Source organism: Frankiales bacterium (assembly GCA_016125335.1).
GTDB lineage: Bacteria > Actinomycetota > Actinomycetes > S36-B12 > CAIYMF01 > Longivirga.
The window spans coordinates 66,947-92,869 of sequence record WGLY01000001.1; the positions used below are offsets into that span (position 1 = coordinate 66,947).

Consider the following 25,923-nt stretch of genomic DNA (forward strand, 5'->3'; position numbering starts at 1 on the left):
GGCAGGCCGACGCGCCGGGATGGGAGAAGCTGATGAGCACGTGGTCGATCAAGTCCGAGTTCGATGCCGGGGAGCGTCCGAACCGGAGCCGCACGCCACGCGTCAGCATCGTGGTGCCGGCGCGCAACGAGGCGAAGAACCTCGAGGTCGTCCTGCCGGAGCTTCCGGAGGTGCACGAGGTCATTCTCGTGGACGGCCACTCCACCGACGGCACCATCGAGACCGCCCGGCGTGTCATGCCGGACATCCGCGTGGTGCAGCAGACCCGCCGTGGCAAGGGCAACGCCCTCGCGTGCGGCTTCATGGCCGCCACCGGCGACATCGTGGTGATGTTCGACGCCGACGGCTCGGCCGACCCGCGTGAGATCACGCGCTTCGTCGCCGCGCTGGTCGAGGGCGCCGACTTCGCCAAGGGCACCCGGTTCGTCAAGAACGGCGGCAGCGAGGACATCACGCGCATCCGCAAGATGGGCAACTGGTTCCTCAACACCACGACGAACGTGTCGTTCGGCACTCGCTACACCGACCTCTGCTACGGCTACAACGCCTTCTGGCGCGACATCGTCGGTGTGCTCGACCTCGCCGACCCGTCCATCCCGGACGTCGAGGGCGGCAAGCTGTGGGGCGACGGCTTCGAGATCGAGACGATCATCAACTGCCGGGTCGCCGCCGCGGGGCTGCGGATCACGGAGGTGCCCAGCGTCGAGCGCCTGCGCATCTTCGGCGAGTCCAACCTCCACGCCGTCCGCGACGGCTTCCGCGTGCTGCGCACGATCTTCAGCGAGCGCACGCGTATGAAGACCAAGCGCGCGGCCCTCGCAGAGCTCGAGGCCCTCGCCGTCGGGGGCGCCGAGCGCCGGGCCGAGTCCGACGTCCCGGTCCAGCGCGAGGTGGTCATCGACCTGCGCGAGCGCGAGGCCGACGTCGTGCGGCTGCGCGAGCCCGTGCAGTCCGAGGCCGACGAGTCCGTCGCCATCACGGAGGAGACTGCGTGACGCAGGCGTCAGCCTCCGGGCCGACCGTCACCGTCCTGGTCTGCACCTACACCGCACTGCGCTGGGCCGAGCTCGCGGCCGGCATCGACGCGGCCCGGTCCCAGCTCCGTGCGGGTGACGAGCTGCTCGTCGTCGTCGACCACAACGACGCCCTCCTCGAGCGGGTGCGCGACGAGCTCGGCGTGACCGCGATCCCCAACGCCGGCGCCCGCGGGCTGTCCGGCGGCCGCAACACCGGGGTCGCGGCGGCGTCGGGCGACGTCGTGGTGTTCCTCGACGACGACGCGTGCCCGGCGCCGGGCTGGGTCGAGGCCTACCGGGCCCGCTTCACCGACCCGGCCGTGGTCGCCGTCGGCGGCTCGATCCGGCCGGCCTGGGAGGGTGGCGCGGCACCGCGCTGGTTCCCGCCCGAGTTCGGCTGGGTCGTGGGCTGCGACTACATCGGCCTGCCCGGCGACGGCGAGCCGATCCGCAACCCGATCGGCGCCAGCATGGCCGTGCGGCGCAGCGCGCTGGTCTCCGTCGGTGGGTTCTCCGAGCTCGTGGGGCGCGTGGGCACGCTGCCGGTGGGCTGCGAGGAGACCGACCTCGCCATCCGGGTGCGCCAGGCCGACCCGGGCGCGGTGATCCTGCGGGACACGACCGCCCAGGTGGACCACCTCGTCCCGGTGCAGCGCCAGAAGGTCTCCTACTTCGTCAGCCGGTGCTACCACGAGGGCCGCAGCAAGGCGGTGCTCTCCGGACGCGTCGGGGCGGCCGACGGCCTGTCGAGCGAGCGGGCCTACGCCACCCGGGTGCTCCCGCGGGGCATGCTCGCCCACCTGCGCTCGGCGCTGCGCGGCGACGGCTACGGCGCGGCCCGGGCGGGTCTGGTCCCCGTGGGCCTGGCCGCCACCGGAGCCGGCTACCTCTCCGTCCGGCTGCGCGGGAGCTCGACCCTGTCCGAGCCCGCCGCCACGACCGGGTGACACCCCGTCCGTCCTGGCCCGTGCGCGTGGGCGAGCCCGTCGGGCTGCTGCTAGCGTCGTCGCGCCGGAGCCTCGAGCCCGGACGGGCGGCCGTGCGTCGCGCCGCGAGCCGAGGAGAGGACGCGTGACCGTGACGGAGCAGGGCGTCGGGGACGTGCCCCCGCGCACCGGCGACCGGCTGGTCCGCAACGCGGGGTCCCTCGTGGCCACCACCGGCGTCACCGCCGTCCTCGGGCTCCTCTTCTGGACCCTCGCCGCGCGCCACTACCCGGACGCCGACGTCGGACGCGCCACCACCACGATCTCGGCCGCCACCGTCCTCGGCGGGTTCAGCGGCGACTACCTGTCGGCCATCATGATCCGGTTCCTGGCCACCGCCGGGAACCGCACCCGCGTCATCATCGCGCGGGCCTACGCCGTGGCCGCGGTCACCGGGCTCGTCGTCGCGTCGGGGTTCGTCGCGCTCGGGCTGGGCTCGGCGTACATCCCCGACTCCACGTCGCAGCGGGTCTTCTTCGTCGCGATGGTCGTGCTCTTCGTGGTGTTCGCGCTCCAGGACGCGGTGCTCACGGGGCTGGGCCGCGCGCCGGCGGTGCTCGTCGAGAACATCGCGTTCTCGGTGGCCAAGGTCGTCCTGGTCGTGGTGGGGCTCAGCCTGATCTCGGTCAACGGCATCATCATGGCTTGGGTGCTGCCGGTGCTCCTGGCCGTCATCGGGGTCACCGTCTACCTGGTCGCCGTGGTGCTGCGGGCCGGCTCCGACGTGGTGCAGGGCGAGTCGGCGTTCCCGCGGGGCCGGGCCGTGGTCAGCTACGCGGCCGCCGAGTACGTCCGGCGCATGCTGTCCTCCGCGGTCACGCTGGTGCTGCCGCTCCTCGTGGCCCACGTCCTCGGTCTCGAGCAGGCGGCGTACTTCTCCGTCCCGTGGCTCATCCTCAGCGTCGTGTCGATCATGCTCAGCAACGTGTCGTCCGCCCTCGTCGTCGAGAGCGAGCGCAGCGACCAGCACGCCGCGGTGCTGCTGCGCAAGGCGATCTCGCTCGGGCTCGGCGCGGTGCTGCTGGCCACCGTCCTGCTGCTGCTGCTCGCACCCTTCGCGCTGTCGATCCTGGGCTCCGCGTACGCCGAGAACTCCACCGGGCTGGTGCGGCTGTTCGCCCTGGCGCTCCCGTTCTCCGCGCCGGTCGTGCTCTACGGGACCCTGCTCTGGCTCGACCGCCGGCTGTGGACCCTGGCACTGGTGCAGGGCAGCGCCTCGCTCATCACGATTGTCGGGTCCGTGGTGCTGCTCGGCCGCCTGGGTCTCAACGGCATCGGCGTGGCCTACCTGGTGTCCGAGATCATCGTCGCGATCGCCTGCTCGCCGTTCCTCGTGCGGCGCCTGCGCGAGCTCAGCAGCGAGCACGCCAGCCTCCAGGCGCTCGACGCCGAGAACGGCGCCCTGCCCTGGAGCGACCGATGAGGGTCCTGGTGCCGGCCTGGTCGTTCCAGCCGGTCGGCGGCGTCGAGGTGGGGGTGCTCCAGGCCTCGCGCGCCCTCGCCGAGCGCGGCCACGAGATCCGCGTGTTCTTCGAGGTCGACGGCCCGCTGCGCGCGCAGTGGGAGCAGTTCGCCGAGGTGCACCAGGTCGCCTCGATGGAGCCGCTCAAGCCGTTCTCGATGACCCGGTCGTCGATGCAGGCCTCCCGCGCCGTGTGGAACCGGCCGGCCGACGTGCTGTGGCTGAACCGGCCGGAGTACATCGCGTGGGCGCAGGTGGTCAGCCGCGCGGCGGGCGCCCGCCTGCTCGTCCACTTCCACCACAAGCTGCGATGGCACCTGCCCGCGGTGCTGAAGTCCGGCGTCCCGCACTACCTCGCGGTGTCGGAGTACCTCAAGTCCGTCTACGTCGAGGACGGCGTGCCGGCCGAGCGGCTCGAGGTCCTGCACAACGCCGTCGCGGCCGACGACTACCCCCCGGGCGACGTCGCCGCCATGCGCGCCGCTCGGGAGGCCCTCGGCCTGCCCCAGGACGTGCGGATCGCGCTGTACTACGGCCGGCTCGACCCCATCAAGGGCGTCGACGTGCTCTTCGACGCGTGGCGCCGGCTGGCCCCCGATCCGTCGCACGCGCGCCTGGTCGTGATGGGCAGCAACCCGGACCCCCAGCGTGACCTCGCCATCCGCGCGAACCAGCCGCCCGACGTCATCTGGCTCGACCCGCGTGCCGACGTCGTCCCCGTGCTGCACGCCGCCGACCTCGTGGTCGCGCCGTCGGTGTGGGAGGAGCCGTTCGGCCGCGTGCTCATCGAGGCGATGTCGACCGCCCGCCCCGTGATCGGGTCGCGGTCCGGCGGCATGCCCGAGATCCTCTGCGGCCCGATGTCCGACCTGCTGGTGGACAAGAGCGATCCGGCCGGCCTGGCCGAGCGGATCTCGCAGTACCTCGACTGGCGCGAGCAGCGTCCCGGGCTGGGGGAGCAGTGCGCGGCCTGGGTGGGCGAGCGCTTCTCCTTCGACCGCATGGTCGACGGGCTCGAAGGCGCCCTCGTCACGACCGAGGCGGCCTCGCGCCCCCGGGTCTCGCGGCGCGGCTGAGCCCGCAGCGTCAGGCGGCGCGCGCCCGTCGCCCGGCGAGCACGCCGAGCAGCCCCACGAGGCCGCCCACGACGTTGGCCAGGCCCCACGCGCAGGCGACCCACAGCAGCTCGTGCTCGTCGGCCATCAGCGCGAGGCCGAGCGCCACGACGCAGAACGCGGCGTTGGCCGCGGTGAGCCAGCCCAGCTGCGCGGTGATCTTGAGCAGGACGCCGGACCACGAGTTGAAGGCGACGCCGAGCGCCGACACCGAGAGCACGATCAGCAGGGGCCGGCCGCTGTCGGCGTAGGTCGGGCCGAACAGCGAGAGCACGGGGCCGGACACCAGCGACACGACCAGGATCGCGGGGACCATGAGCGACGCGATCGCGCGGGCCGAGGTGAGTGCCAGCTGGCGCAGGTGCGCGGAGTCGTGGCTGCCCTCCGCGAAGGTCGACTGCCCCACGGCGAACCCGATGGCGTTGATCAGGTTCGCGATCTGGAAGGCCACGAAGTACAGCGCCGCGTCCACCGGCCCGAACGCCCGCAGGACCACGAGCGGCAGCACGAGCTGAGGCACGAGGTTGAGCGCGCCGGCGAGGTAGGTGCCGCCGGAGTAGCGGTAGGTCTCGCGGATGAGGTCGCGCGAGAGGCCGCGGTGGATCCGGATGCCCAGCCGGCGCTGGATCAGCCAGATGCTGGCGACGGCGGCGACCGTGGCCGCGAGGGTGTGCGAGAGGAAGATCCCGAACGCGCCCACCGCGACGAGCAGCACGGGCAGCGCCACGCGCACGACGCCCATGAGCACGCCGTCGACGAGCAGGTTGTACTCGGTCCGGCGACGGGCCACGAACACCGAGTCGGTGAGCAGGTTGACGCTCGCGCCCGCGGTCAGCAGGACGAACAGCGGCGCGCGCCATGACGTGTCGAGGACGTGCCGCAGGTCCGGGGCGGCCCGCGGGAGCACCAGGCCGCCCACGACCGCGATGAGCGCCCCGGCCAGGGCGACCACCACGAGGGCGGTGCCGACGAGCCGGCCCGGGTCGGCGCTCGAGGGCAGGAACCGGATGAGGGTGGAGTTGAAGCCCAGGAGGCTGAAGTACGTGAACAGGCTCACCGCCGACAGCAGCGCGCTCGCCTCGCCCACCTCGGTGGGGGAGTACAGCCGCGCGGCCTCCACCCAGAACACGAAGCCGGCGGCGGCGGACACCGCCGTGGTGGCCATGAGGTAGAACGAGTTGCGCATGAGGTGGCTGCGCTCGCCGAGGCGGAGCCACCGCGCCAGCGGTAGCCCCCCTCCGCGCGCGCGGGCGTCCGGGTCGGTCGTCCCGGGCTCAGCCTCGGCCACGCCCACCACGGTAACGAGTCACGACGTGGCCGCCGGGGTCCGCTGCTCGCGACCGTCCGCTGAGCCGGTGCGGGCCGCGCCCAGGGCGCGCACCCGACGTCGGCTGACGAGGTACGCGGCAGGCCCGCACACGATGCCGGCGACCTCCCGCACCATGAGCCCGCGCGGGTAGCCCGTCCGCTTCCCCGCGTTCTTGGGGGAGTCGCCCGACAGCACGTACGACATCCCCGTGGGGACGGCGCGCAGCACCGCGCGCAGCTCGGACCGGGAGGCCAGCGCGCGGCGCGTGATCATGGCGCTGATGCCCAGGCCGTAGCCGAACACCTGGCGCGCCAGCGCCGCGGAGTCGGGCGCGTACTCGTGCCGCACGAGCGCCGCGGGCTGGTAGCGCAGCCGGTAGCCCGCGAACAGCACGGACAGGTAGGCGCTGAGGTCCTCGCCGCCCCGCGCGGCGGTGGCCGGGCCGAGGTCGACGGGGAAGCCGCCGAGCTCGAGCAGCACGTCGCGCCGGAACGCCGAGCACGCGCCGGACCCGAACATCCCGGCGGTGTAGGGGAACAGCGGCCCGTGGTCGGTGTCGGTCAGGGCGAACACGCGCGGCGCGAAGCCCTTGGAGAACCCGCCGAACTTCTCGAACGTGCGCTGCTCCTCGGTGTCGAGGGACGCCGGCAGGATCAGCCCGGTCACGCACGCGGTGCCGTCGTCGGCGAGCAGCTCGACGACGAGGTTGGCGACCCAGTCCGGGTCGGCGTCGACGTCGTCGTCGGTGAACGCGACGTACTCGCCGCGGGCGGCGCGCAGACCGGTGTTGCGGGCGCGCGACGCGCCGCGCTCCGGCTCCTCGAGCAGGCGCACCCGAGGGTCGCCGACCGAGTCGATGGCCTCCCGCGCCCCCGGGGTCGAGGGGCTGTTGTCGACCACCACGATCTCCAGCTGCGGCCAGGTCTGGGCCGTCAGCGTGCGCAGCGTGCGGGCGAGCCGCTCGGGCCGTCGGAAGGTCGCGAGCACCACGCTCACCAGCGGGGTCCCGGTGCCCAGCGCGTCGAGCCGCGCGGACCAGGTGCAGTCGGGAGGGTCGGCACGCAGGTCAACGTCGGCCGCGGCCAGGCCGTCGGCCTCGAGGTGCGCGTCGAGGGCGGCGCCAAGGCGCCGGCGCACCTCGCGCTGCACGTCGTCCGCCGCGGCCCGGCCGTCGCGGCACGGGACCACGACTTCGCCGACGGGGTGCCCGTGCACGCGCACCAGCAGGCGCACGGCCTCGTAGGGCTCGCCCGACGCGTTCGCCGCGGGCACGACGACGTCGTCGTGGACGGCGTCGCCCACGAGGTCGACCGTGGCCAGCCACACCGGGCCGTCGGGCAGCTCAGGCATGGGCCCCCACCCTCGACCGGGCGCGTCGGTAGTAGCGGAATCCCTTGGTGCGCAGGCGCTCGCGCTTCCACGCGATCGGGGCTCCGGTGCCCTCGAGGTACTGCGCCAGCTCGTCGTCTCCCGTCGTCCGCGTGATGGTGACGCGGGCGATGGCGAACACGTCGTCGTGCGGGTGGGAGAGGGCGTTCTTGACCCCGCAGGCGGAGGCGAAGCCGGCCTCGACGACGGCGGAGCGGACCGACCGGTCGTGGTGGCCGTGCGGGTACGCGAACGAGGTGCACGGGCGGGCCAGGCGCTGCTCGACGTCGTCGCGGGAGCCGGCGACCTCGTCGAGGAGACGGGACCGGGGCAGCACGTCGAGCTGGGGATGGGTGCGGCTGTGCGCTCCGACCTGGACCCACTCCGGCAGCGCGGCGAGGTCGGCCCAGCGCACGCGGCCCGGCGTCCCCGCCTCGCCCGTCGTGACGTACACGGTGGCGGCCGCGACGCCGGCACGTGCCAGGGAGTCGACGGCGCGGGGGAACTCGGGGTAGCCGTCGTCGAAGGTCACCAGCACCGGTCGCGACGGCATCGGCGCGCGGCCCGCGAGCGCGTCGGCGTAATGGTCGACGGTCAGCGGGTCGCGCCCGGAGGCGGCGACGGCACGCATGTGCCGAAGGAACGTCGCATGGTCGACGGCGTAGGGATCGCCGGGCTCGTCGGTGACGTCGTGGTAGAGCAGCACGGGCACGGCCGTCGCGGCGCCGGGGGCGCTGCGCACCGCGCGCGGGTACGCCGAACCAGCGCCCGCGTGCTCCCCAGCCACAGTCGCGAGTCTAGGTCGGGGCGGGCGTTGATGAACGTCGGCTGAACATCCGATGGCGCCAGGGGATCGGGGCCGTCGCCGTGCCCTCGCGTCACACGATGCGTAGCACGCGATGCACATTGCGTAGCTCCCAGGCGCGCACCGAGTGGGCGACGTAGCGCCTCTGCTGAAGCGAGATCGCGGCGACGTGCCGCAACCAGGCGAGCAGCACCAGGTCCTCGTCGGCCGGTCCCCCGTCGGGCAGGCACCACCGGCTGCGGTCCAGCAGGGCGCGCTCGTGGGCGTCCCATGACGCCCGGCCCCGGACGACGTCGGCGACGACCTGACCGGTCTCCTGACCGGAGACGGCGCGGCGGTGGTGCAGCAGCAGGTGCAGGACGTCGAGCAGCGGCAGGTCGGGCGAGGCCGCGAGGTCCCAGTCGACGACGCCGGTGACCGCTCGGGTGGACGGGTCCACGAGCAGGTTGCCCGACCACAGGTCGCCGTGCACCCAGCCCGCCTCGACCACGACGCCGCGCAGCGCTGCGCGCAGCCGCTCGCGGAGGGCGGCGATCCGCGACGTCGGCGCCAGCAGGTGCCACCGCGCCGCACCCTGGGCGAGCACGTCCAGGGGGGCGTCCACCCACGCGTGCAGCTGGTCGTCGTCGCAGACGATGCGGGTGGCGGTGGCCTGGTGCAGCGACGTGAGGAGCCCGACCGTCGTCCCCGACACGGCGGCCCAGGCCTCCGCGTCGGTCTCGAGCGTGTCCGCGGGGACGCCGGGGACCAGCGCGTCGACCGCGTAGGCGCTGCCGGACACCGTGCCGGCCGCGAGGCGGCGGGGGAGCGCGGCGGCGATGGGTGCGGGCAGCTTCGCGGCCGCGAGCTCGTGCAGCACACGGGTCTCGTGGGGCAGCCGGGCCGCCCCGCTCGGTGAGATCCGCAGCAGCGCCACGGGTTGCCCGCCGGGCGGCCCGAGGCGCACCACGGCAGTGCCCGTGCTCGTCCAGTCCGCGTCGAGGACCTCCCAGCCGCCGGCGCGCGGATCGGCCTGCGGGACGGCGGCCAGCGCCGACGGCACCAGTCCGAGCGCGGCGTCGAGGGCGGCGCGCGCGCGGGACGACCAGGGCCGCACCGGCGTGGCGGGTCCACTCGCGGGGTCGGCGTCCGCGAGGTAGGCCGGGGGCTCGGGCCGGATCACCGGGCCGCACCGAGCGGCTCGCCGTCCGCTGGCGCGGGCGGCACCGGACGCACGGGGCCCGACGGCAGGGCGCGCCAGCGGGCGAGCGTGCGGTCCCACAGGGTCGCGAGCACCTCGGTGCGGACCTCGGCCGCGGGTCGCGCGGCGTCGACCACGACGGCGCGCGGGATGACCGAGCCGAGCAGCCGGTACTCGGCCTCCTCGCGGCGCGCCGACTCCAGCGAGTCCTCGGGCTTGCGCTCGTGCGCGACCTCGGCCGGCAGCGTCAGCACGACGACGACGTCGGCGTCCGGCACGCTGCGCGCCAGCACCGAGAAGTACGCGCGCTTGAGGGTGACCAGGGGCGGCGCCGGCGGGATGCGGGCGTCGTGCACGTAGCGGTCGTAGACGACGAGCCGCCCGCGCAGCCGCGACGAGGTGCCGCGCAGCCAGCGCGACCACGCCGTGGGCACCCGGAGCAGCGGCGCCACGACGGGGTGCTCGCGCACGCTGCCGTCGCCGCTCTTCCACAGGCCCATGTAGACGCTGTCGACCGGCAGGGGCCAGGACTCCTCGATCGCGCGGCGCAGCGTGGACTTGCCGGCGCCGTTGGGACCGAGGAGCGCGACGCTGACCCCGTAGCGGCGCGGCAGCAGGGCGGGCGCGCGGAGGCGGCGGCGCGCGCGGGCCGCGACGTCGGCGCGCCGCTGGCGCGGCGAGCGGTCGCGCCGCCACCACTCGGCGAGCTGCGGTGCGAGCGTGGTCAGCGCGCCCCACTCGCCACGCTCCGCGCTCGTGCGCACACGGTGCGCCGACCACGCCGGCGGGGCGTGGGCCGTCACGACACGCCCGAGCTCACCGTCGTCGACGGCGCCGGGCGCCAGCGACCGCAGCCGCTCGCGGTACTTGTCGGGCACGGCGCCGGTGTCGAGCAGGCAGTGCAGCACGAGCAGCCAGAACTCGTCGTCCGCGCCGGGCAGGCGCACGCCGTCCTCGCCGCGGGTGCGACCCAGGACGGTCGCCGTGTGCCCCGTGGCGAGCCCGTGCCCGAAGACGATCCGGTCGGTCACCTCGAGCAGGAGGAACCGTCCCGTCGGGCGGTCGAGAGCCATCATCAGCAGCGTCGGCGCGCTGTCCCACCCGGGAACCGGGACGAAGCCGTGCTCCTGCGCGATGCGTTGGAACGTAAGGAGATCCGAGGGTGACACCAGGACGTCGACGTCGCCCGTGGGTGCCTCGGGGACAGCGGGGAGGCGCAGCAGGCACCAGCGCACGCCGTCGGTGTCGAGGTGGGCGAACAGGTCGCCGAGGAGTGGATGGATCACCGCTGCCGGCCCGGTGGGCCCGGGTGGCGCGACGGCTGCCCGGTCGCCATCGTCGGCACCCCCCTCGTGTGCGCTGCAAGCGCGGTCAGTGTGTCAGCACCGGTGGGCCGGTCGCGCGCGGAGCGGGCGGTCGGGCGGGTGGGTGGGTGGCACGGTCGTGCCGGGGACCGTACTGCCCGGTCGGACGGTGGCGCATCGTCACGTCGGACGACCCGTGCACGGGCGTCGCGGGCATACGCTGGCTGCGTACGGCGACGGGCGGGCATCCGACGTCGTACGAACGGGCAGGGGAACCGGGGTGTCAGCATGAACGAGCTGCGGGTCGAAGGTCACCGGGCGTCACGTCCTCCGCGTCATCTCGCGCCGCCCCCGGGTCCGCGTCACGCCGGTCGTCCCGTCTCCGTGCTGCGCCACGTCGCCGCCGTCGCCGTGGCGGCCACCGCGATCGGCGGGGTCGGGCTCGCTGCGGCCACCGCCCCCGTGCAGGCCGCCGACCCCGCGCCCGTGGCCGTGGCCTCGGTGGGCAGCCTCGTGGTGCACACCAACCAGCCGGCCCTGGCGACCGAGACCGTGTCCGTGGCCCCGCACGGCGTCGGGAACCTCCTCGCCGTGGCCGTGGAGACGAAGTTCGTGGGCACGCCCGCCTTCACCGGCGCCTCGATCAGCGGCGGCGGTGTCGCGACGTGGCAGAAAGCCTTGGGATTCCTCACGATCGACGGGACGCACGCCCAGGAGCTGTGGTGGGGCGTCGTCACGACGACCGGCACGCAGCCGCTCACCGTCGCCTACACCGCCGGAGCCACGGCCGGCACCTCCCAGAGCGCGACGTCGGTCGACGTCCAGGAGTTCTCCTCCAGCGCGGGCAGCTCCGCCTCGTGGTCGTTCGACGTCGCGGGCAGGGTCGACGACGGCACGACGACGACCGTGCCGACCTACCCCGCCCTGACGGCCGCCTCGGCCGGCGAGGTCTACGTGGGCTACCTCGCGATCCCCTCGTGGGTCTACCGCGGCAGCACCCCCGGCGTCGTCTACCAGACCGACGCCCGCGGCAACCAGGTCGTCTACGCGACGTCGGTGTCCGGGACCCTGGCGCCGTCGACGACCGGCCCCTCGCAGACCTTCACCTCGATCGGGATGCTGCTGCGCGCGGCGGCCGACGCGCCGTCGCCCGGCCCGACGTCGTCGAGCCCCGCCCCGAGCCCGACCACGTCGAGCCCGGCGCCGAGCCCCACCACCTCGAGCCCGGCCCCGAGCCCGACGACGTCCAGCCCCGCCCCGAGCCCCTCGACGTCGAGCCCGGCACCGAGCCCGAGCACCTCGAGCCCCGCGCCGCCTCCGGGGCCGGCGACCGTCAGCGCGGTCGGGTCGCTCGTGACGCACACCAACCAGCCATCTCTGGCGACCGAGACCGTGCAGGTGCGCCCTCGCGCCGCCGGGAACGTCCTGACCCTGGCGATCGAGACCAAGTTCGCCTGGGGCAAGGGATTCCTCGTCTCCTCGGTGAGCGGCGGCGGCGTCACGGCCTGGCAGCGCGCGTCGGCCTTCTACACCCGTGACGGCACCCACGGCGTCGAGCTGTGGTGGGGCGTCGTCTCCTCGCCCGGCGCCACGTCGCTGACCGTCACCTACGGATCCGGCTCGGCGACCGGCAGCTCCCAGAGCGCCACCTCGGTCGACGTGCAGGAGCTCGCGTCCTCGTCGGGAGCCGCCACCGTGTGGTCCCTCGACGCGACGGGGCGGGTCGACACCGGGGTGTCCACCTCGAGCCCGACGTACCCCACCCTGGCTCCGACGTCGACGCACGAGGCCTACGTGGGCTACCTCGCGATCCCGTCGTGGGTGCGAAAGGGCAGCACCCCCGGTGCCGTGTACCAGACCGACGCGCGCGGCAACCAGGTCGTGCACCTGGTGTCGGTCGACTCGACGGTGACGCCGTCGACGACCGGGCCGCAGCAGACGTTCACCTCGGCCGGGATGCTCCTGCGCGCCACCTGATCCCGCGACGGTGCCGCGGTCAGCCGATCGTGAGGCCGAACGCGGCTGCGAGGTCCGGGGCACCGGCCCCCTGGCGCAGCGGCCGCGCGCCGACCACCTGCGCGTAGAGCCGGGTCAGGCTGTAGTGGTCGAGGGGCACGTCGACGACGCGGTGCGCGAGGCTCGGGTGCAGCACCACGGTGAGCACGCGGTTGTCGGGCGTGTCGTCGCCGTCCTCGTCCGCGGTGACCACCACGAGGAGCCGGCCCGAGGTGAAGTCGGGCGACCGCAGGAGCGGCGCGAGCAGGGTGCGCAGCCACGTGTCGGCCGTGGCGAGCGAGCCGTCGTGCGCGTCGTGCTGGAGGTCCGGCACGACCAGGCCCACGTCGGGGAGCCGCCCGTCGCGGATGTCGGTGGCGAGCCGGCCCGTCACCGGGTCCCCCGCCGGGACGTCGTAGCGCGCGCAGTCGGCCGCTCCGCGGCGGAAGAACACCCAGGGGTTGTGCTTGACCGGCGCCGTCCCCGACTCCGACGTCGAGCACGGGCGGTCCATCCCGTCGACGTAGGTCATCGCGGTGCGCCCGTGCGCGATGGCCTGGTCGAACACCGACACGGCGTCGCCGACCTTCGGCGCGTTGGCGTCGACGCCCGCGTCGTCCGTCACCCCGAAGGTGGATCCCCCGGCGATGGCGAGGTAGTTCGGCTCGCTCGGGTGCGTGATCGCGGTCCAGTGCGTGGCGTAGCCGTAGCGCTCGGCCAGGCTCGCGAGGTAGGGCATGCCGGCGCGCATCTGGTCGAGCGAGTGGTTCTCCTCCACGACCACGAGCACCTTCGAGACGGGGGAGAGCGACGGGCTCGGGGACGGCGTCGGCGTCGGGGCCGGGGTCGCGCCGGCCGACGAGCCGGTGGGCGTCGCGGGGCTCGTGGCCGGGGAGGCGGCGCCCTCGGACGTCGCCGGAGCGGAGGTCGAGGAGCAGGCGGCCAGCAGGGCCGCGCCGAGCGCAACGGCGATCAGTCGCGCCGGCGCACGTCTCCGCCCGCCCGTCCCGGTGCCCACTCGCGCACGGTACGTCGCCGATGCGGAGCGACGCGCCCCGGGTCAGGCCAGGGCGAGCAGGCGGGTCACCGTCGTGACCCCTGCGGCGATCACCAGGGCCGGCACGACGCCGTAGCGCATCACGCGGGCCACACGGCGGGTGAACCACGCGGGCTCGGCCTCCCAGGCCCATCCGACGAACAGCACGACGGCGAGCGCGAGCAGGACGAGGACGAGCCCGAACGGGCCGGACAGCAGGTCGGCCAGCGGCCCGCTGAGCTTCGGGACGGTGATGGCGAGAGTCACGCGGTGCCTCCCGGTGCGGTCGGCGCGGCGAGCACCTGGGCGTGGTCGCTGGACCAGATGGTGCGGTAGCCGAGCTTCTCCGCCGAGGCGACGGCCCGGTCGGACCAGTCGGGTGAGAGGCCCAGCACGTCGGTGCCGTAGTACAGCTGACCGCTGCTCACGTAGATGTAGTCGGGCGCGACGCCCGCGATGCAGCCGCCCGGGTCGGTGTCGCTGAAGCACGTGTCGTCGCTGAGCGAGGGGTAGTTGTACTTCCCGATGCCGCCCAGCGAGAGCGGGTTGAACGGCGAGAAGTCCGCGATGGTCGCGCCCTGGGGTGCCACCGCGTAGAGCGCGCGCACCGCCGCGACCTGGTCCGGCGTGACGCGCTCGTAGCGCTGGTTGGCCCCTCGCGAGGCCACGAGCGACGTCGCGATCGCGGTGAGCGCGACCGCGATCACCGACGCGCGGGCCGCGGGGCGCAGCCGCACGAGCAGCGGGGCGACGGCGTCGGTGGTGAACACCGCGAACAGCGGCATGGCGAACAGGAAGCTGCGCACCACGACCTCGCCGCCGTAGCTCTGGCCCGCGATGACGCTGAAGGGGAGCAGCGTGAGCGCCACGAAGGTGAGCACCCAGGCCGACCGGCGGCGCACGACCAGCCCGATCATGGCGGCGACGAGGAAGCCGCCCGAGGTGGCCAGGCGCAGGTACTGCAGCCGCAGGTGCTCGGGGGAGCCCGTGACGCGCTTGCTCACGCCGCTGCCGAGCGACGACCCGACCTGGCCGACGTCGCCGAGGAGCCCCTGGAGGTGCCCGAGCCAGAAGTCCGTGGCGCCGTAGGAGAACCACAGCGAGAAGATGAGCCCGGCCGCGAGCCAGAGGAAGCGCAGGCGGGTGCGCCCCGTGAGCGCGAGCACGGCCAGCGCCAGGATCGTCACGACCGGCGTCAGCTGGTGGCTCACCACGCTCGCCGTGATCACCACGACGAGCAGGGCCCCCACCGCGACGTACTGCCACGCCTCGACGCCGCGCACGCGCTCGGGCCGCACGGCGGCGACCGCGCGGGCCAGGCGCACCACGCTGCGGCCGATCCCGTCGTGCCACCAGCGGCGCACCCGGTCGCGCACCCGGACCTCGACGTCGGTGCCGGCCGCGCGCCCCAGCCACACGAGCACCGAGAGCAGCACCAGGTAGAGGACGAAGTTCGTGGCCTGCGGGGCGAAGTAGTCCTGCTCGAACCAGTTGCCGCAGAAGAAGAGCATCACGGCGAGCCAGGCGTAGCGCCGGCGCCGCCCCACCCGCCGGGCCAGCAGCAGCAGCGGGGTCAGGAACAGCAGGTTGTACACCAGCGGCGCCCACCGGAGCAGGCCGGTGGCGTCGGGCAGGCCGGCCGAGGTCGTGAGGCTGGCCGTGGCCCCGAAGAAGCCGGGCCACGAGAACCGCGCGTCGTAGCTGGGCAGGATCGCGCCGTGCTCGTGGATGTAGTCGGAGAACCCGGCGTGCAGCCACGCGGTGGGGAACCCGGCGACGTCGTCGGAGCCGTTCTGGTAGGTGAACAGCACCACGACCAGCGTGACGGTGGTGAGCAGCAGCCACCGCTCGCGCTGCCGCTCGGCGGACAGCTCGATGCCCGCCGCCGCGCCGATGCAGCCCAGTGCCAGCACGTAGCTCAGCGGCATCACCGAGATGAGCGCGTACGCCGACATGAGGTCCTGGTCGGTGTGGGTGACCGCGAAGGCGTAGAGCACCAGGGCGGCCAGCAGCAGCCACGGCGTGGGGCCGGCGTCCACCACGCGCTGCCGCCACGGGGTCGCCACCGGCTCGGGCCCGGCGTCGGGCAGCGGTCTGCCCCGGCGCAGGACGAGCGCGGCGAACACCCACGCGAGCACGCTCGGGACCGTGACGGAGGCGACCGGGTGCCACCAGCCCGTCTGGAGCATCACCATCGCGACGAGGATCTGCACGGCCACGCTGGTCGCGACGGCGAGCCCCACGGTGGCGAGCACCGAGGGGAGCCGCAGCCACAGCGCGACCGGGACGCCCGGGATGAGGAAGACGTAGGCCAGCGCCGTCCACGTGCGTCCGTACAGCGGGACGTCCGCGACGACCAGCAGCGGCTGGAGCACGGACAGCGCGAGAGCGGCCGACAGCAGACCCCACGGGACGGTGGCCGTCGGGAACCGCCGCACTCCGCCTCCGTGGCCTCCGGGTCGTGCCCATACGGGCGGGGGCTCGTTCCCCCGTCCGACACGCCAGCCTAACCGGCCCGGTGAGGGCAACCGACCCACGACCGGGCACCATGGGCGCGTGGTGGTCACGAGGACTCGGGTCGTGGTGACGGTCCTCGCGGTCGCGGCGGCCGCACTGGTCGCCGTGTACCTCCTTCGCGGGTCCGGTCCGGGCACGCCGGCGCCCGTCTCCACGGCGGACCTCACGCACCCGTCGGGCCTCGCCCCCACGGTCGACAAGGACCCGCGCTGGGGCGCGGCGTTCGTCGACGACTTCGACGGCAGCGCCCCCGACGGCTGGTACCTCTACGCCGGCGTGCCGGCGGGCGGCAACGGCGGCTTCTGGGCGCCGTCGCACGCGACGGTCGCCAGCGGCGTCCTGCGCCTGCGCACCACGCGGGACGCGGGCCGCTGGGTCTCGGCCGGCGCGGCGCACAAGGCCGACGGCTCGATCACCTACGGCAAGGTCCAGGTGCGGTTCCGCATGGCGCCCGCGCACGGGGTGTCCTACGCCCTGCTGCTCTGGCCGGACAGCGAGAAGGCGCCGCCGTACGTCGAGTTCGGCGAGGACGGCGGCGGCGACCGCACGACGACGTCGGCCACTCTGCACACGGCCACGGGCGGCACGGGTCCGCCGCACCTGCTCGGCGGCGACTTCTCCCAGTGGCACACGCTGGGCGTGGAGTGGACCCCCGGACGGCTCGACTACACCCTCGACGGGCAGGTCTGGGCGTCCGACATCGGCGCGGGCGTCCCCACCAAGCCGATGCACCTCGTGGTGCAGACCCAGACGTGGGACTGCGGCGTCCCCGACGTGCAGTGCCCCGACGCCACGACGCCCGCGACGACCGACCTCGAGGTCGACTGGGTGACGGTGCAGCCCTACCGCGGCGGCTGACGCTCGGTGCACGGGTCGCGACCATGCGTCGCGGTCCGGGCACACCGGGGGCGGCGCGCGCCGCGGGGAGGCACGATGTGCGCGTGAAGTCCCGGAGGGTTCGGCTGGCCGCCGTCGGCGGTGGGCTCACGGCGGCCGTGCTCGTCGGCGTGCTCGGCTTCCGCGAGCACGCGCTGGCCCGCTTCCCCGGCGTCGACGACCCGGCCCACCCCTCCGGCATGGCCCCCGCCCTCGACCCGGACCCGCGCTGGACCCCCGTGTACGTCGACGACTTCACCGGGACGTCGCCGGACGGCTGGTACCTCTACTCGGGGGCGCCCTCCAGCGGCCCCGGCGGCTTCTGGTCGCCCAGCCACGACATCGTGCAGGACGGCGTGCTGCACCTGCGCACGACGTACGAGAACGGGCGCTGGGTGTCCGGCGGGCTCGCGCGCACGGCGCCCAAGCCCCTCGTGTACGGCAAGATCCAGGTGCGGTTCCGCATGGCCGAGGCGCGCGGGGTGTCCTACGCGCTGCTCATGTGGCCCGACGACGAGGTGTGGCCGCCCGAGATCGACTTCGGCGAGGACGGCGGCGGCGACCGCACGATGACGACGGCCACGCTGCACCACGGGCCGGAGAACAGCATCGAGCAGCACCAGCTGTCCGGGGACTTCAGCCAGTGGCACACCCTGGGCATCGAGTGGACGCCGGGCCGCATCGACTACCTGGTCGACGGCCACGTGTGGGCGACCGACGAGGGCGCGGCCGTGCCGTCGGTGCCCATGCACCTGGCCCTGCAGACGCAGACATGGGACTGCGGCCTGGCCTACGCCCAGTGCCCCGACTCGACCACCCCGGCCCAGACCGACCTCGAGGTCGACTGGGTGACCGTGCAGGGCTACACCGGCGGCTGAGCCGGGCGCTCCCCGGGGGCGCGGACGTCAGGGCGTGTAGCTGTACGCCGTCACCCAGTCCACGCGCACGTGACCGCTCGCGCTGTTCGACGGCGCGCCGCCGCTGAGCCGGGTCTCGGTCTGCAGCACCCAGTGCATCGGCTTGGACGGGACCAGCTTCGTCGAGGTACCGATCACCTTGCCGTCGAGGTAGAAGACGACCTTGCCGGGCTTCCACTCGACGGTGCTCGTGTGCCAGCCGGAGAACGTCGTCGACAGCTCGAACGCGTCCTGGCCGCCGCTCGAGGAGGCGTAGTGCGCGTAGGCGGAGATGGTCGAGCTCAGGTCGCCCTCGGGGAAGTCGATCTCGCCGTCGGCCGGCCAGGAGTCCGAGTCCGGCCACAGCAGCCACGCGACCTTGTACCCCGGGGTCGAGTCGGCCTGGAACCGCACCGAGTAGCGCCCGTAGGTCATCTTCGGCAGCTTCGGCATCGGCGCCGACACGTAGTGCACGCCGTTGACCGTGTGAACCCAGATGTCCATGAGGCCGTTGGACGCCGACAGCGTCCGCGCAGGGTCGTAGGTCCCGTTGCCGCTGGTGTCCTTCCACGGCGACGGGTAGGCCGTCCAGCGCGTGCCGTAGGCGGACAGGAACGAGCCGAGCGCCGCGTCCTTGCTGAAGTCGTCGGCGAAGATCTGGGTCCAGCCCGGCAGGTCGCCCTTCGGCATCGCGCTCGGGTCCGGCGCCGGAGCCGACGGCGCCGAGGTCGTCGGGGCGGCCGTGGTCGGCGCGGCGGTCGTGGGCGCGGCGGTGGTGGGGGTCGCGCTCGTCGGCTCGGGGGCCGGCGTCGGCGACGTCGTGTCCGTGGGCGTGGGCGACGCGCTCGTGGGCGTCGGCGTCGGGGAGGGCACGTTGGAGCGGTGCGAGCGGTAGGACCGGTTGGCCGCGTCCACCGCGGCGGCCGTGGCCGAGGCCACCGCCGCGGAGTCGGCGGAGGGACGGGCGGCGGCCAGCGACTGGCGGCGGGCGCCCCGCAGCGCCGCGGTGAGCGTCGTCGTGACCATGACGCTGCGCGCCGCGGTGCGGCTCGCGAACGCCGAGCGCGACCCGGTGGTGCTGATCACGCCGTCGCTCACGGTCGCGGTGGCCGAGGCGCTGCTCGAGGCGGCGACGCGCACCGTGACGTAGCGGTGCAGCCGGCCGCTGCTGCTGCGGGCCCAGCGGCCGCTGACCGAGACGATGCGGGCCCCGCGCGCGACGACGCGCGCCGAGACGTCGGGAGCCACGGTGGTGGTGTCGGTGCGGACCCCGGGTGCGGGCAGGTCCGGCCCGGACGCGCTCGCCTGGCTGTTGCCGGCCACCAGCAGCCCGAGCAGCACCGTGACGACGGCCAGCATCGCGGGGAATCGCCAGGGGCGCGACACGCTGGGTGACCACCGCGCGGGGCGGCCAGGGCGCTCGTCGGGCAGGACGTGCGCGGGGCGCCGGGAGTGGGTGCCGACCGTCATGGATCCGGCTTCGGCCGGTGCCCGGGCGGATTGAGCCGGGGGAGGTCCCCGTCACCCGGATGCCGTGTAACGGCGGGTCCGGCGTCACCCGGACGGCCCAGTGGCGCCGGCGCCGCGGAGGGGTGGCGGAGGGCCCGTCCGGCGGCGGCCACCGGCACGCACGGGCCGGGGTCGCGCGACCGCGGGCGTCCGGTGCCGCCGGACGGGGTCGGCCCATCGGGTGGTTCTGGTTCGTCCGTTGGGTCACCGAGGTTACGCAGAGTTACCCGAGGCTGGCATAGTCGTCGAGGGCGACCGGTCGCCCGGGGGGACACGGGAGACCGGTCAGGAGAAGCACGGGACGGAGGCGGGCGGATGGGCAGCACGCGCGTCGGTGTCGACCTCGCCCGGGCGTCCGACGTCCGCGAGAGCATCGCCGCCTTCGGGGATCGCTACCTGCGCCGGGTGTACACCGAGCACGAGCTGGCGGCGTGCACCGGTGCGGGGCAGGTCGCCGAGCGGGGGCTCGCGGCGCGCTTCGCGGCCAAGGAGGCCCTGCTCAAGGCCCTGCACGTGGCCGACGCCGCGATCGACTGGCGCGACGTCGAGGTGCGACGGACCGCCGGCGGGTGGCCCGAGCTCGCGCTGCACGGCGGGGCCCGGCGCCTCGCCGAGGACGTGGGTCTGCTCGACGCCTCGGTGTCGATGACCCACGACGACGACGTCGCCATGGCGGTCGTGGTCGCGGTGTGCGACCCCGGCGTCCGGCGGCCGGACGAGCCGCGCTGAGCCTGCCCACCGGCGGGCGCGGAGCACGAGGACGGGGGCAAGGACATGAGCGCGACCAGGACCCAGGACGACCAGGAACGAGGGATCTCTCCCGTGGACGACACGATTCGGAAGGTGCTGGCCGATCACGGCCGCCTCGCCGTCGACGCCGCAGGGCTCGACCGGCACGCGGACCTCTACGAGGCCGGTCTCACCTCCCACGCCAGCGTCAACATCATGCTGGCGCTCGAGGACGCCTTCGACCTCGAGTTCCCCGACAGGCTGCTGAAGAAGTCGACCTTCTCCAGCATCGCGTCCATCGAGGACGCCATCACCGAGCTCAGCGAGGGAGGGTCCTGATGACCCTGGACCTGGACGCGCCCGCCGCCGTCGACTACCGCGCGCTCGCCCGGCGCATCGCCACCGAGGTGGCCGCCCCGGCCGCCGCCGAGGTGGACCGCGACGCCCGGTTCCCGCACGAGTCGTTCGCCGCCCTGCGGGCCGAGGGCCTGCTCTCGGCGATGATCCCGGTCGAGCTGGGCGGGGCCGGCGCCACCGTGTCCGACATGGCGGCGGTCACGGAGGAGCTCGGCATGGCCTGCGCCTCCACGGGCATGGTGTTCGCCATGCACCAGATCCAGATCAACTCCCTGATCCGGCACGGCCGCAGCGCCGCGCTCGACGAGCTCAAGCGCGAGATCTGCCGCGACCAGCTCCTCGTCGCGTCGGCGACGACGGAGGTCGGCATCGGCGGCGACGTGCGCTCCTCGAGCTGCCACGTGCAGCTGGAGGGGGACACCTTCCGGGTCACCAAGCAGGCCCCGGTGATCTCGTACGGCGAGCAGGCCGACCTCCTCTTCCTCACCGCCCGGCGCAACGCGGACTCCCCGCCGAACGACCAGGTCCTGACGGTGATGCGGATCAAGGACATCGAGCTCGAGCGCGTGGGGGAGTGGAACACTCTCGGCTTCCGGGGCACGTGCAGCCCGGGGTTCGTGGTGCGCGGGCACGGCCCGGCCGACCTCATCCTCGACGACCCCTACGGCGACATCTCGGCGCGGTCGATGCTGCCGAGCGCGCACATCCTGTGGGGGCACCTCTGGTTCGGCATGGCCACGCAGGCCGTCAACCAGGCCCGCGCCTTCGTCCGGGCCGCGGCGAGGTCCAAGCCGGGGACGGTCCCGCCGGGGGCGCAGCGCCTCGCCGAGCTCATGGTCGTGCACCAGCAGATGGCCGAGCTCGTCCGCGGCGCCGCCGCCCGCTACGAGGCCACCTACGACGACGTCGACGCGCAGAGCTCTATCTCCTTCGCCGTGGCGATGAACTCCCTCAAGGTGTCGGCGTCCTCGCTGCTCATCGACATCGTCGGCAAGGCGCTGGTCATCGTCGGGATCATGGGCTACCGCGAGGACTCGGCGTACTCCCTGGGCCGCGTCCTGCGCGACGCGTGGGGCGCCCCGCTGATGGTCAACAACGACCGGATCCTCGGCAACAACGCCCAGCTCCTGCTCGTGAGCAAGGACTGACCGATGGTCGACGTCACGGACCACGTCGCCTTCCGGGACCGGCTCGTCGAGACGGGGTGGCTGCGCCGCACCGCCGTCGACGGCGTCATCGCCCGCACCCAGCCGTTCGTGCGGGTCGAGCGCGGCATCGACGCGCTCGTCACCCGTACCGGCGCCGACCAGGACGCGCTCGTGCTGCGGTTCCCGCCCGTGTTCCCGCGGGAGTCCTACCTCAAGACCGACTACCTGGCCTCGTTCCCCAACCTCACCGGCTCGGTGCACACGTTCGAGGGCACCGAGCGCGAGGCTGCGGCGCTGCTGGCCCAGCAGGAGGCGGGTGAGGACTGGGGGCTGTCGCTGGTCACCACGGACCTCATGCTCGTGTCGGCCTCCTGCCACCCGTCCTACGAGCTGTTCGCGGGCGAGCTCGGCACGGACTCGGTGCTGCTCGACATCGAGGGGTGGTGCTTCCGCCGCGAGCCCTCGCCGGACCCGGCCCGCGCGCAGTCCTTCCGGCAGCGCGAGTTCGTCTACATCGGCACGCCGGACGGCGCTCTCGCGCATCGCGACGAGTGGGTGAAGCGCGGTCTGTCGGTGCTCGAGCAGCTCGAGCTGCCCGCCACCGCCGACATCGCCAACGACCCGTTCTTCGGCCGGGCCGGGCGCATGCTCGCGGCCAACCAGCGCGAGGAGGCGCTCAAGATCGAGCTGCTCGTGCCGCTGTACGGGCCGGACGAGCCGGGCACCGCGCTGGTGTCCAGCAACTGCCACCGCGACCACTTCGGGGTCAACTTCGGCATCACCACGCCCGACGGCGAGGTGGCGCACTCGTCGTGCGTCGGCTTCGGGATCGAGCGCATGGTGGTGGGACTGGTCCGCCACCACGGGCCGGACCTCGACTCGTGGCCCTCGGGCGTGCGGGAGGTGCTGGGGCTGTGACCGCGCAGGATCAGGCCGAGCTGGTCGGCCACCCGATGCACTCGGGCACCCGCACGTGGACCGAGACGAACTGCTACGCCGACGTCTGGATCGAGCTGCTGCACGACCTGGGGCTCGACCCGGTCCCCGCGTTCGTCTCCGCGCTCTCGGCCGACTTCCAGGGCGACCAGTGGGTCTTCCTCAAGGTGGAGACCGAGGACCTGCGCGACCTCTACGGCATCACCGTCGGCGAGATGAACGTGTGGCGTCCCGTGCGCGACCACGTCGTGGAGCAGCTCGCGATGGGCCGGCGCACGACAGTCGAGGTCGACTCGTGGTGGCTGCCCGACACCGCCGGCGTCTCCTACCGGCTCGAGCACGTGAAGACGACGATCGTGCCCACGACGGTCGACGTCGAGGGCCGCCGGATGCGCTACCTGCACAGCGCCGGCCACCATGTGCTCGAGGGCGAGGACTTCGACCACGTCTTCGACCTGCGCGCCGGTGCGGGCGGCCCGGGCCTGCCGCCCTACATGGAGGTCGTGCGCCTCGACCGGCTCGCCGATCCCGACGACCTGCCCGAGCGCACCGCGGCCCTGGCCCGTCGCCACGTGGCCCGGCGTCCGGACGACAACCCGGTGGAGCGGCTCGCCGCGCGGCTCGTCGCGGACCTCCCGTGGCTGCGCGAGCAGGGCCTGGAGACCTTCCACCAGTACGCGTTCGGCATGATCCGCCAGTGCGGGGTCACCGCCGAGCTGGCCGCCGACGTCGTCGACTGGCTGACCGAGCACGGCCAGGGCGACCTCGGCCGGGCCGCGTCGCTGTTCCGCGAGGCCTCCTCGAGCGCCAAGACCCTCCAGTTCCGCGTCGCCCGGGCGGTGTCCGGACGCGACATGGACGTGCCCGCCCTGGTCCGTCCGGTCGCCGAGGCCTGGGGCGCGGCCATGGCCGACGTCGTGGCGTGGGCGGAGCCCGCGCGCGGATCGGCGTGACCGGCACGGATCTCCTCGCCCCCGCCGCGTGGCGCCTCGCGCGCTGCGAGCCGGGGGCCCCCGCGCCGACTCCGGACGACGCCGGCTGGATCCCGGCCGCGGTGCCCGGCACGGCGGCGCTCGCGTGGGCCGCGGCGTACGGCGACGCGGCCGCGCGCGAGCTCGACGTGGACGCGTGGGACTGGTGGTTCGCCACCTCCGTCGAGGTCGGCGCGCCGGGGCCGCACACGCTGCGCCTCGACGGCGTCGCCACGCAGTGGTCGGTGTCCGTCGACGGCGATGCCGTGGCCGAGGGCACGAGCATGTGGCAGCCGGTCGAGGCGGTGCTCGACCTCGGCGCCGGCGCCCACGACGTGGTGCTGCGCTGCGCGGCGCTGCGCCCGGTTCTCGAGGGGCGCCGGCCGCGCCCGCGCTGGCGCTCCCGGCTCGTGGCGGAGTCCGGCCTGCGCTGGGTGCGCACGTCCCTCCTGGGCCGGATGCCGGCGCTCGCGCCCACCTGGGCCCCGGCCGGCCCCTGGCGTCCGATGCACCTGTGGGCCTCGCGCGAGCTGCCGCCGAGGCTGCTCGACCTGACCGCGCGCCTCGAGGACGGCGACGGCGTGGTGGACGTGGTCGCGCGCGTCGGCGACGTCGCGGAGGCGACCGTCCACGCGGGCGCCGTCTCCGTGACGGTGCCGGTCGTGGACGGCGAGGTGCGCGCCACGCTGCGGCTGCCCGCGGCGCCGCTGTGGTGGCCCCGCGGCTACGGCGGGCAGCCCCTGGTCGACGTCGCGGTGGAGACCGTGCCCGGGCGCCGGCATCTGCTGCGCCGGATCGGTTTCCGCACCGTGTCCGCGGACCGGTCCGACGGCGGGTTCACCCTGCTCGTCAACGACGTCCCGGTGTTCGCCCGCGGCGCGACCTGGTCGCCGGTCGACCCGGTGGGCCTCGCCGACGACGAGGAGCTGCTGCGGCGCGACCTCGACCGCGCGGCCGCGCTCGGCGTCACGATGCTGCGGGTCGTCGGCACCCACGCGTACGAGTCGGCCGCCTTCTTCGACCTGTGCGACGAGCGCGGCATCCTCGTGTGGCAGGACGCGATGCTCGCCACGCTCGATCCGCCGGACGACCCTGAGTGGCTCGCCGTGGTGGCCGACGAGGTGGGCACCGTGCTGCACGGCCTTCAGGGGCGGCCGTCGCTGGCGGTCGTCTGCGGCGGCACCGAGACCCTCCAGCAGCCCACGATGATGGGCCTCGAGCGCGACCGTCGGGCCGTGCCGGTGATCGAGGCCACGCTGCCCACCGTCGTCGAGGCCGTCGTCCCGGGCACGCCGTACGTGGAGTCCTCACCGTCCGGCGGCGACCTGCCCACGCACAACGGCCAGGGGGTCGCGCACTGGTTCGGGGTGGGTGGCTACCGTCGCCCGCTCGAGGACGTGCGGCGCGCGGACGTGCGCTTCGCATCCGAGTGCCTCGCCCTCGCCACCCCGCCCGAGCGGGCGTCGCTCGCCCGGCTGCTGCCCGACGGCGCAGGCGGCGAGGCGTGGCTGGCCGGCGTCCCGCGCGACCGAGGGGCCGACTGGGACTTCCTCGACGTCACCGACCACTACGTGCGCGAGGTGCTCGGGGAGGACCCGGCCTCCGCCGGCGACGAGCGCGGGCTCGACCTGCGTCGGGCGGCCGCGGCCCACGTGATGTCGGAGGTGTTCTCCGAATGGCGCCGGGACGGCTCGCGCTGCGCGGGCGGCCTGGTGCTCGAGTGGCGCGACCGCGTGCCCGGGCCCGGGTGGGGGCTGCTCGACAGCGCCGGCCGCCCGAAGGCCACGTGGTACGCGCTGCGCCGGGTGCTCGCCCCCACCGCGGTGCTGCTCACCGACGAGGGCCTCGACGGCGTGCGCGCGCACGTGCGCCACGACGGCCCCGGCCCCCTGCAGGGTGTGCTGCGCGTCTCGGCGCTCGGGCGGCACGGCGCGCTCGAGGTGGCCGAGGGCGAGATCGCGGTGCCCGGCCACGGCGCGGCGTCGCGCACCGTCGACGGCGTCCTCGGCGTCTTCCGCGACCTCACGCACGCCTACCGCTTCGGGGAGCCGCAGTACTCCGCCCTCCGCGTGTCCCTGCACGACGTCGGCGGCCACGAGGTGGCCTCGGCCGTGCGGCTGCTGCCGGACCAGCGGGTGCGCGACCTCCCGGACCCGGGGCTCGTCGTCGAGCCGGCCGGCGAGGGGCGCGTGCGCGTGCGCGCCGAGCGGCTGGCCGCCTGGGTCGTCGTGGAGGCCGAGGGCCACGTGCCCGACGACGCCTGGTTCCACCTGCTGCCGGGGGAGTCGCGCACGGTCGCGCTCGCGCCGGTCGACGCGTCGGCCGGCCCGATGAGCGTCGACGCCGTCACGGTCCGCTGCCTCAACGGGGGCGGGCAGTGACCGTGGCCGGCGAGGAGCGCACACCCG

Annotated in this window: 21 protein-coding genes; 13 read left to right on the forward strand and 8 right to left on the reverse strand. The window is 74.5% G+C overall.

Features of this window, described 5'->3' with window-relative positions:
- The first annotated feature begins 32 nt into the window (after positions 1-32).
- The 4 genes from GC157_00325 (at position 33) to GC157_00340 (ending at position 4,540) form a co-directional block, all read left to right on the forward strand.
- Positions 33-995 carry a glycosyltransferase gene (locus tag GC157_00325; GenBank protein MBI1375919.1) on the forward strand — a complete coding sequence of 321 codons (963 nt, stop codon included), beginning with the start codon at positions 33-35 and terminating at the stop codon, positions 993-995.
- Positions 992-1,963, forward strand: coding sequence for a glycosyltransferase (locus tag GC157_00330; GenBank protein MBI1375920.1), 972 nt, complete (start codon positions 992-994; stop codon positions 1,961-1,963). The genes GC157_00325 and GC157_00330 overlap by 4 nt, the downstream gene beginning before the upstream one ends.
- 124 nt (positions 1,964-2,087) lie before the next feature.
- Positions 2,088-3,425, forward strand: a complete 1,338-nt coding sequence (locus GC157_00335; GenBank protein ID MBI1375921.1) for a hypothetical protein — start codon at positions 2,088-2,090, stop codon at positions 3,423-3,425.
- The gene (locus GC157_00340; protein MBI1375922.1) at positions 3,422-4,540 is read left to right on the forward strand and encodes a glycosyltransferase; all 1,119 of its coding nucleotides are present in this window, start codon (positions 3,422-3,424) and stop codon (positions 4,538-4,540) included. Before GC157_00335 ends, GC157_00340 begins: the two co-directional genes overlap by 4 nt.
- Before the next feature lie 10 nt (positions 4,541-4,550).
- On the opposite strand, the gene GC157_00345 is transcribed toward GC157_00340, so the two are convergent.
- The 4 genes from GC157_00345 to GC157_00360 form a co-directional block, all read right to left on the reverse strand.
- Positions 4,551-5,867, reverse strand: coding sequence for an oligosaccharide flippase family protein (locus tag GC157_00345; protein MBI1375923.1), 1,317 nt, complete (start codon positions 5,865-5,867; stop codon positions 4,551-4,553).
- A gap of 18 nt (positions 5,868-5,885) precedes the next feature.
- Positions 5,886-7,238: a glycosyltransferase gene (locus GC157_00350; GenBank protein ID MBI1375924.1), complete on the reverse strand. Its 1,353-nt coding sequence runs from the start codon at positions 7,236-7,238 to the stop codon at positions 5,886-5,888.
- Positions 7,231-8,043, reverse strand: a complete 813-nt coding sequence (locus GC157_00355) for a polysaccharide deacetylase family protein (protein ID MBI1375925.1) — start codon at positions 8,041-8,043, stop codon at positions 7,231-7,233. Before GC157_00355 ends, GC157_00350 begins: the two co-directional genes overlap by 8 nt.
- A 91-nt stretch (positions 8,044-8,134) precedes the next feature.
- Positions 8,135-10,021 (reverse strand): phosphotransferase, encoded by a 1,887-nt coding sequence (locus GC157_00360; protein ID MBI1375926.1) that lies wholly within the window; start codon positions 10,019-10,021, stop codon positions 8,135-8,137.
- Between the two features lie 908 nt (positions 10,022-10,929).
- Between GC157_00360 and GC157_00365 the strand changes: the two genes are divergently transcribed.
- On the forward strand, positions 10,930-12,522 hold the full coding sequence (locus GC157_00365; GenBank protein MBI1375927.1) for a hypothetical protein: 1,593 nt from the start codon (positions 10,930-10,932) through the stop codon (positions 12,520-12,522).
- Positions 12,523-12,541: 19 nt separating this feature from the next.
- On the opposite strand, the gene GC157_00370 is transcribed toward GC157_00365, so the two are convergent.
- Genes GC157_00370 through GC157_00380 form a run of 3 tightly spaced genes read right to left on the reverse strand, consistent with a single transcriptional unit; the run spans position 12,542 to position 15,951 of the window.
- A complete protein-coding gene (locus GC157_00370) occupies positions 12,542-13,558 on the reverse strand; it encodes a phosphoesterase (protein MBI1375928.1) in 1,017 nt (338 codons plus the stop codon).
- Between the two features lie 42 nt (positions 13,559-13,600).
- The gene (locus GC157_00375; protein MBI1375929.1) at positions 13,601-13,843 is read right to left on the reverse strand and encodes a hypothetical protein; all 243 of its coding nucleotides are present in this window, start codon (positions 13,841-13,843) and stop codon (positions 13,601-13,603) included.
- Positions 13,840-15,951 (reverse strand): hypothetical protein, encoded by a 2,112-nt coding sequence (locus GC157_00380; protein MBI1375930.1) that lies wholly within the window; start codon positions 15,949-15,951, stop codon positions 13,840-13,842. Before GC157_00380 ends, GC157_00375 begins: the two co-directional genes overlap by 4 nt.
- On the opposite strand from GC157_00380, the gene GC157_00385 reads away from it, so the two are divergent.
- Entirely contained in the window at positions 15,902-16,951 is a 1,050-nt protein-coding gene (locus tag GC157_00385; protein MBI1375931.1) for a family 16 glycosylhydrolase, read from the forward strand. The two genes, GC157_00380 and GC157_00385, sit on opposite strands and share 50 nt — an antisense overlap.
- Positions 16,952-17,034: 83 nt before the next feature.
- The gene (locus GC157_00390) at positions 17,035-17,847 is read left to right on the forward strand and encodes a family 16 glycosylhydrolase (GenBank protein ID MBI1375932.1); all 813 of its coding nucleotides are present in this window, start codon (positions 17,035-17,037) and stop codon (positions 17,845-17,847) included.
- A 27-nt stretch (positions 17,848-17,874) separates the two neighbouring features.
- On the opposite strand, the gene GC157_00395 is transcribed toward GC157_00390, so the two are convergent.
- Positions 17,875-18,555, reverse strand: coding sequence for a family 16 glycosylhydrolase (locus GC157_00395; protein MBI1375933.1), 681 nt, complete (start codon positions 18,553-18,555; stop codon positions 17,875-17,877).
- Positions 18,556-19,689: 1,134 nt separating this feature from the next.
- Between GC157_00395 and GC157_00400 the strand changes: the two genes are divergently transcribed.
- From GC157_00400 to GC157_00425, 6 genes are read left to right on the forward strand one after another with little or no spacing between them, the layout of a single operon-like run.
- Complete coding sequence (locus tag GC157_00400) at positions 19,690-20,103, forward strand: 4'-phosphopantetheinyl transferase superfamily protein (GenBank protein ID MBI1375934.1); 414 nt, start codon at positions 19,690-19,692, stop codon at positions 20,101-20,103.
- A 45-nt stretch (positions 20,104-20,148) separates the two neighbouring features.
- On the forward strand, positions 20,149-20,442 hold the full coding sequence (locus GC157_00405) for an acyl carrier protein (protein MBI1375935.1): 294 nt from the start codon (positions 20,149-20,151) through the stop codon (positions 20,440-20,442).
- Entirely contained in the window at positions 20,442-21,608 is a 1,167-nt protein-coding gene (locus GC157_00410; protein ID MBI1375936.1) for an acyl-CoA dehydrogenase, read from the forward strand. The genes GC157_00405 and GC157_00410 overlap by 1 nt, the downstream gene beginning before the upstream one ends.
- Before the next feature lie 3 nt (positions 21,609-21,611).
- Complete coding sequence (locus tag GC157_00415) at positions 21,612-22,526, forward strand: amino acid--[acyl-carrier-protein] ligase (GenBank protein ID MBI1375937.1); 915 nt, start codon at positions 21,612-21,614, stop codon at positions 22,524-22,526.
- Positions 22,527-22,561: 35 nt separating this feature from the next.
- Entirely contained in the window at positions 22,562-23,497 is a 936-nt protein-coding gene (locus tag GC157_00420) for a DUF1839 family protein (protein MBI1375938.1), read from the forward strand.
- Positions 23,494-25,896, forward strand: a complete 2,403-nt coding sequence (locus GC157_00425) for a hypothetical protein (GenBank protein ID MBI1375939.1) — start codon at positions 23,494-23,496, stop codon at positions 25,894-25,896. Before GC157_00420 ends, GC157_00425 begins: the two co-directional genes overlap by 4 nt.
- Positions 25,897-25,923: the final 27 nt, after the last annotated feature.

What these genes read in the sequence shown, in the direction of transcription:
- GC157_00325 (MBI1375919.1), top strand. Translation starts at nt 33, where the DNA reads ATGAGCACGTGGTCGATCAAGTCCGAGTTCGATGCCGGGGAGCGTCCG.
- GC157_00340 (MBI1375922.1), top strand. Translation starts at nt 3,422, where the DNA reads ATGAGGGTCCTGGTGCCGGCCTGGTCGTTCCAGCCGGTCGGCGGCGTC.
- GC157_00350 (MBI1375924.1), bottom strand. Translation starts at nt 7,238, where the DNA reads ATGCCTGAGCTGCCCGACGGCCCGGTGTGGCTGGCCACGGTCGACCTC.
- GC157_00395 (MBI1375933.1), bottom strand. Translation starts at nt 18,555, where the DNA reads ATGCCGAAGGGCGACCTGCCGGGCTGGACCCAGATCTTCGCCGACGAC.
- GC157_00400 (MBI1375934.1), top strand. Translation starts at nt 19,690, where the DNA reads ATGGGCAGCACGCGCGTCGGTGTCGACCTCGCCCGGGCGTCCGACGTC.
- GC157_00405 (MBI1375935.1), top strand. Translation starts at nt 20,149, where the DNA reads ATGAGCGCGACCAGGACCCAGGACGACCAGGAACGAGGGATCTCTCCC.
- GC157_00410 (MBI1375936.1), top strand. Translation starts at nt 20,442, where the DNA reads ATGACCCTGGACCTGGACGCGCCCGCCGCCGTCGACTACCGCGCGCTC.
- GC157_00415 (MBI1375937.1), top strand. Translation starts at nt 21,612, where the DNA reads ATGGTCGACGTCACGGACCACGTCGCCTTCCGGGACCGGCTCGTCGAG.
- GC157_00420 (MBI1375938.1), top strand. Translation starts at nt 22,562, where the DNA reads ATGCACTCGGGCACCCGCACGTGGACCGAGACGAACTGCTACGCCGAC.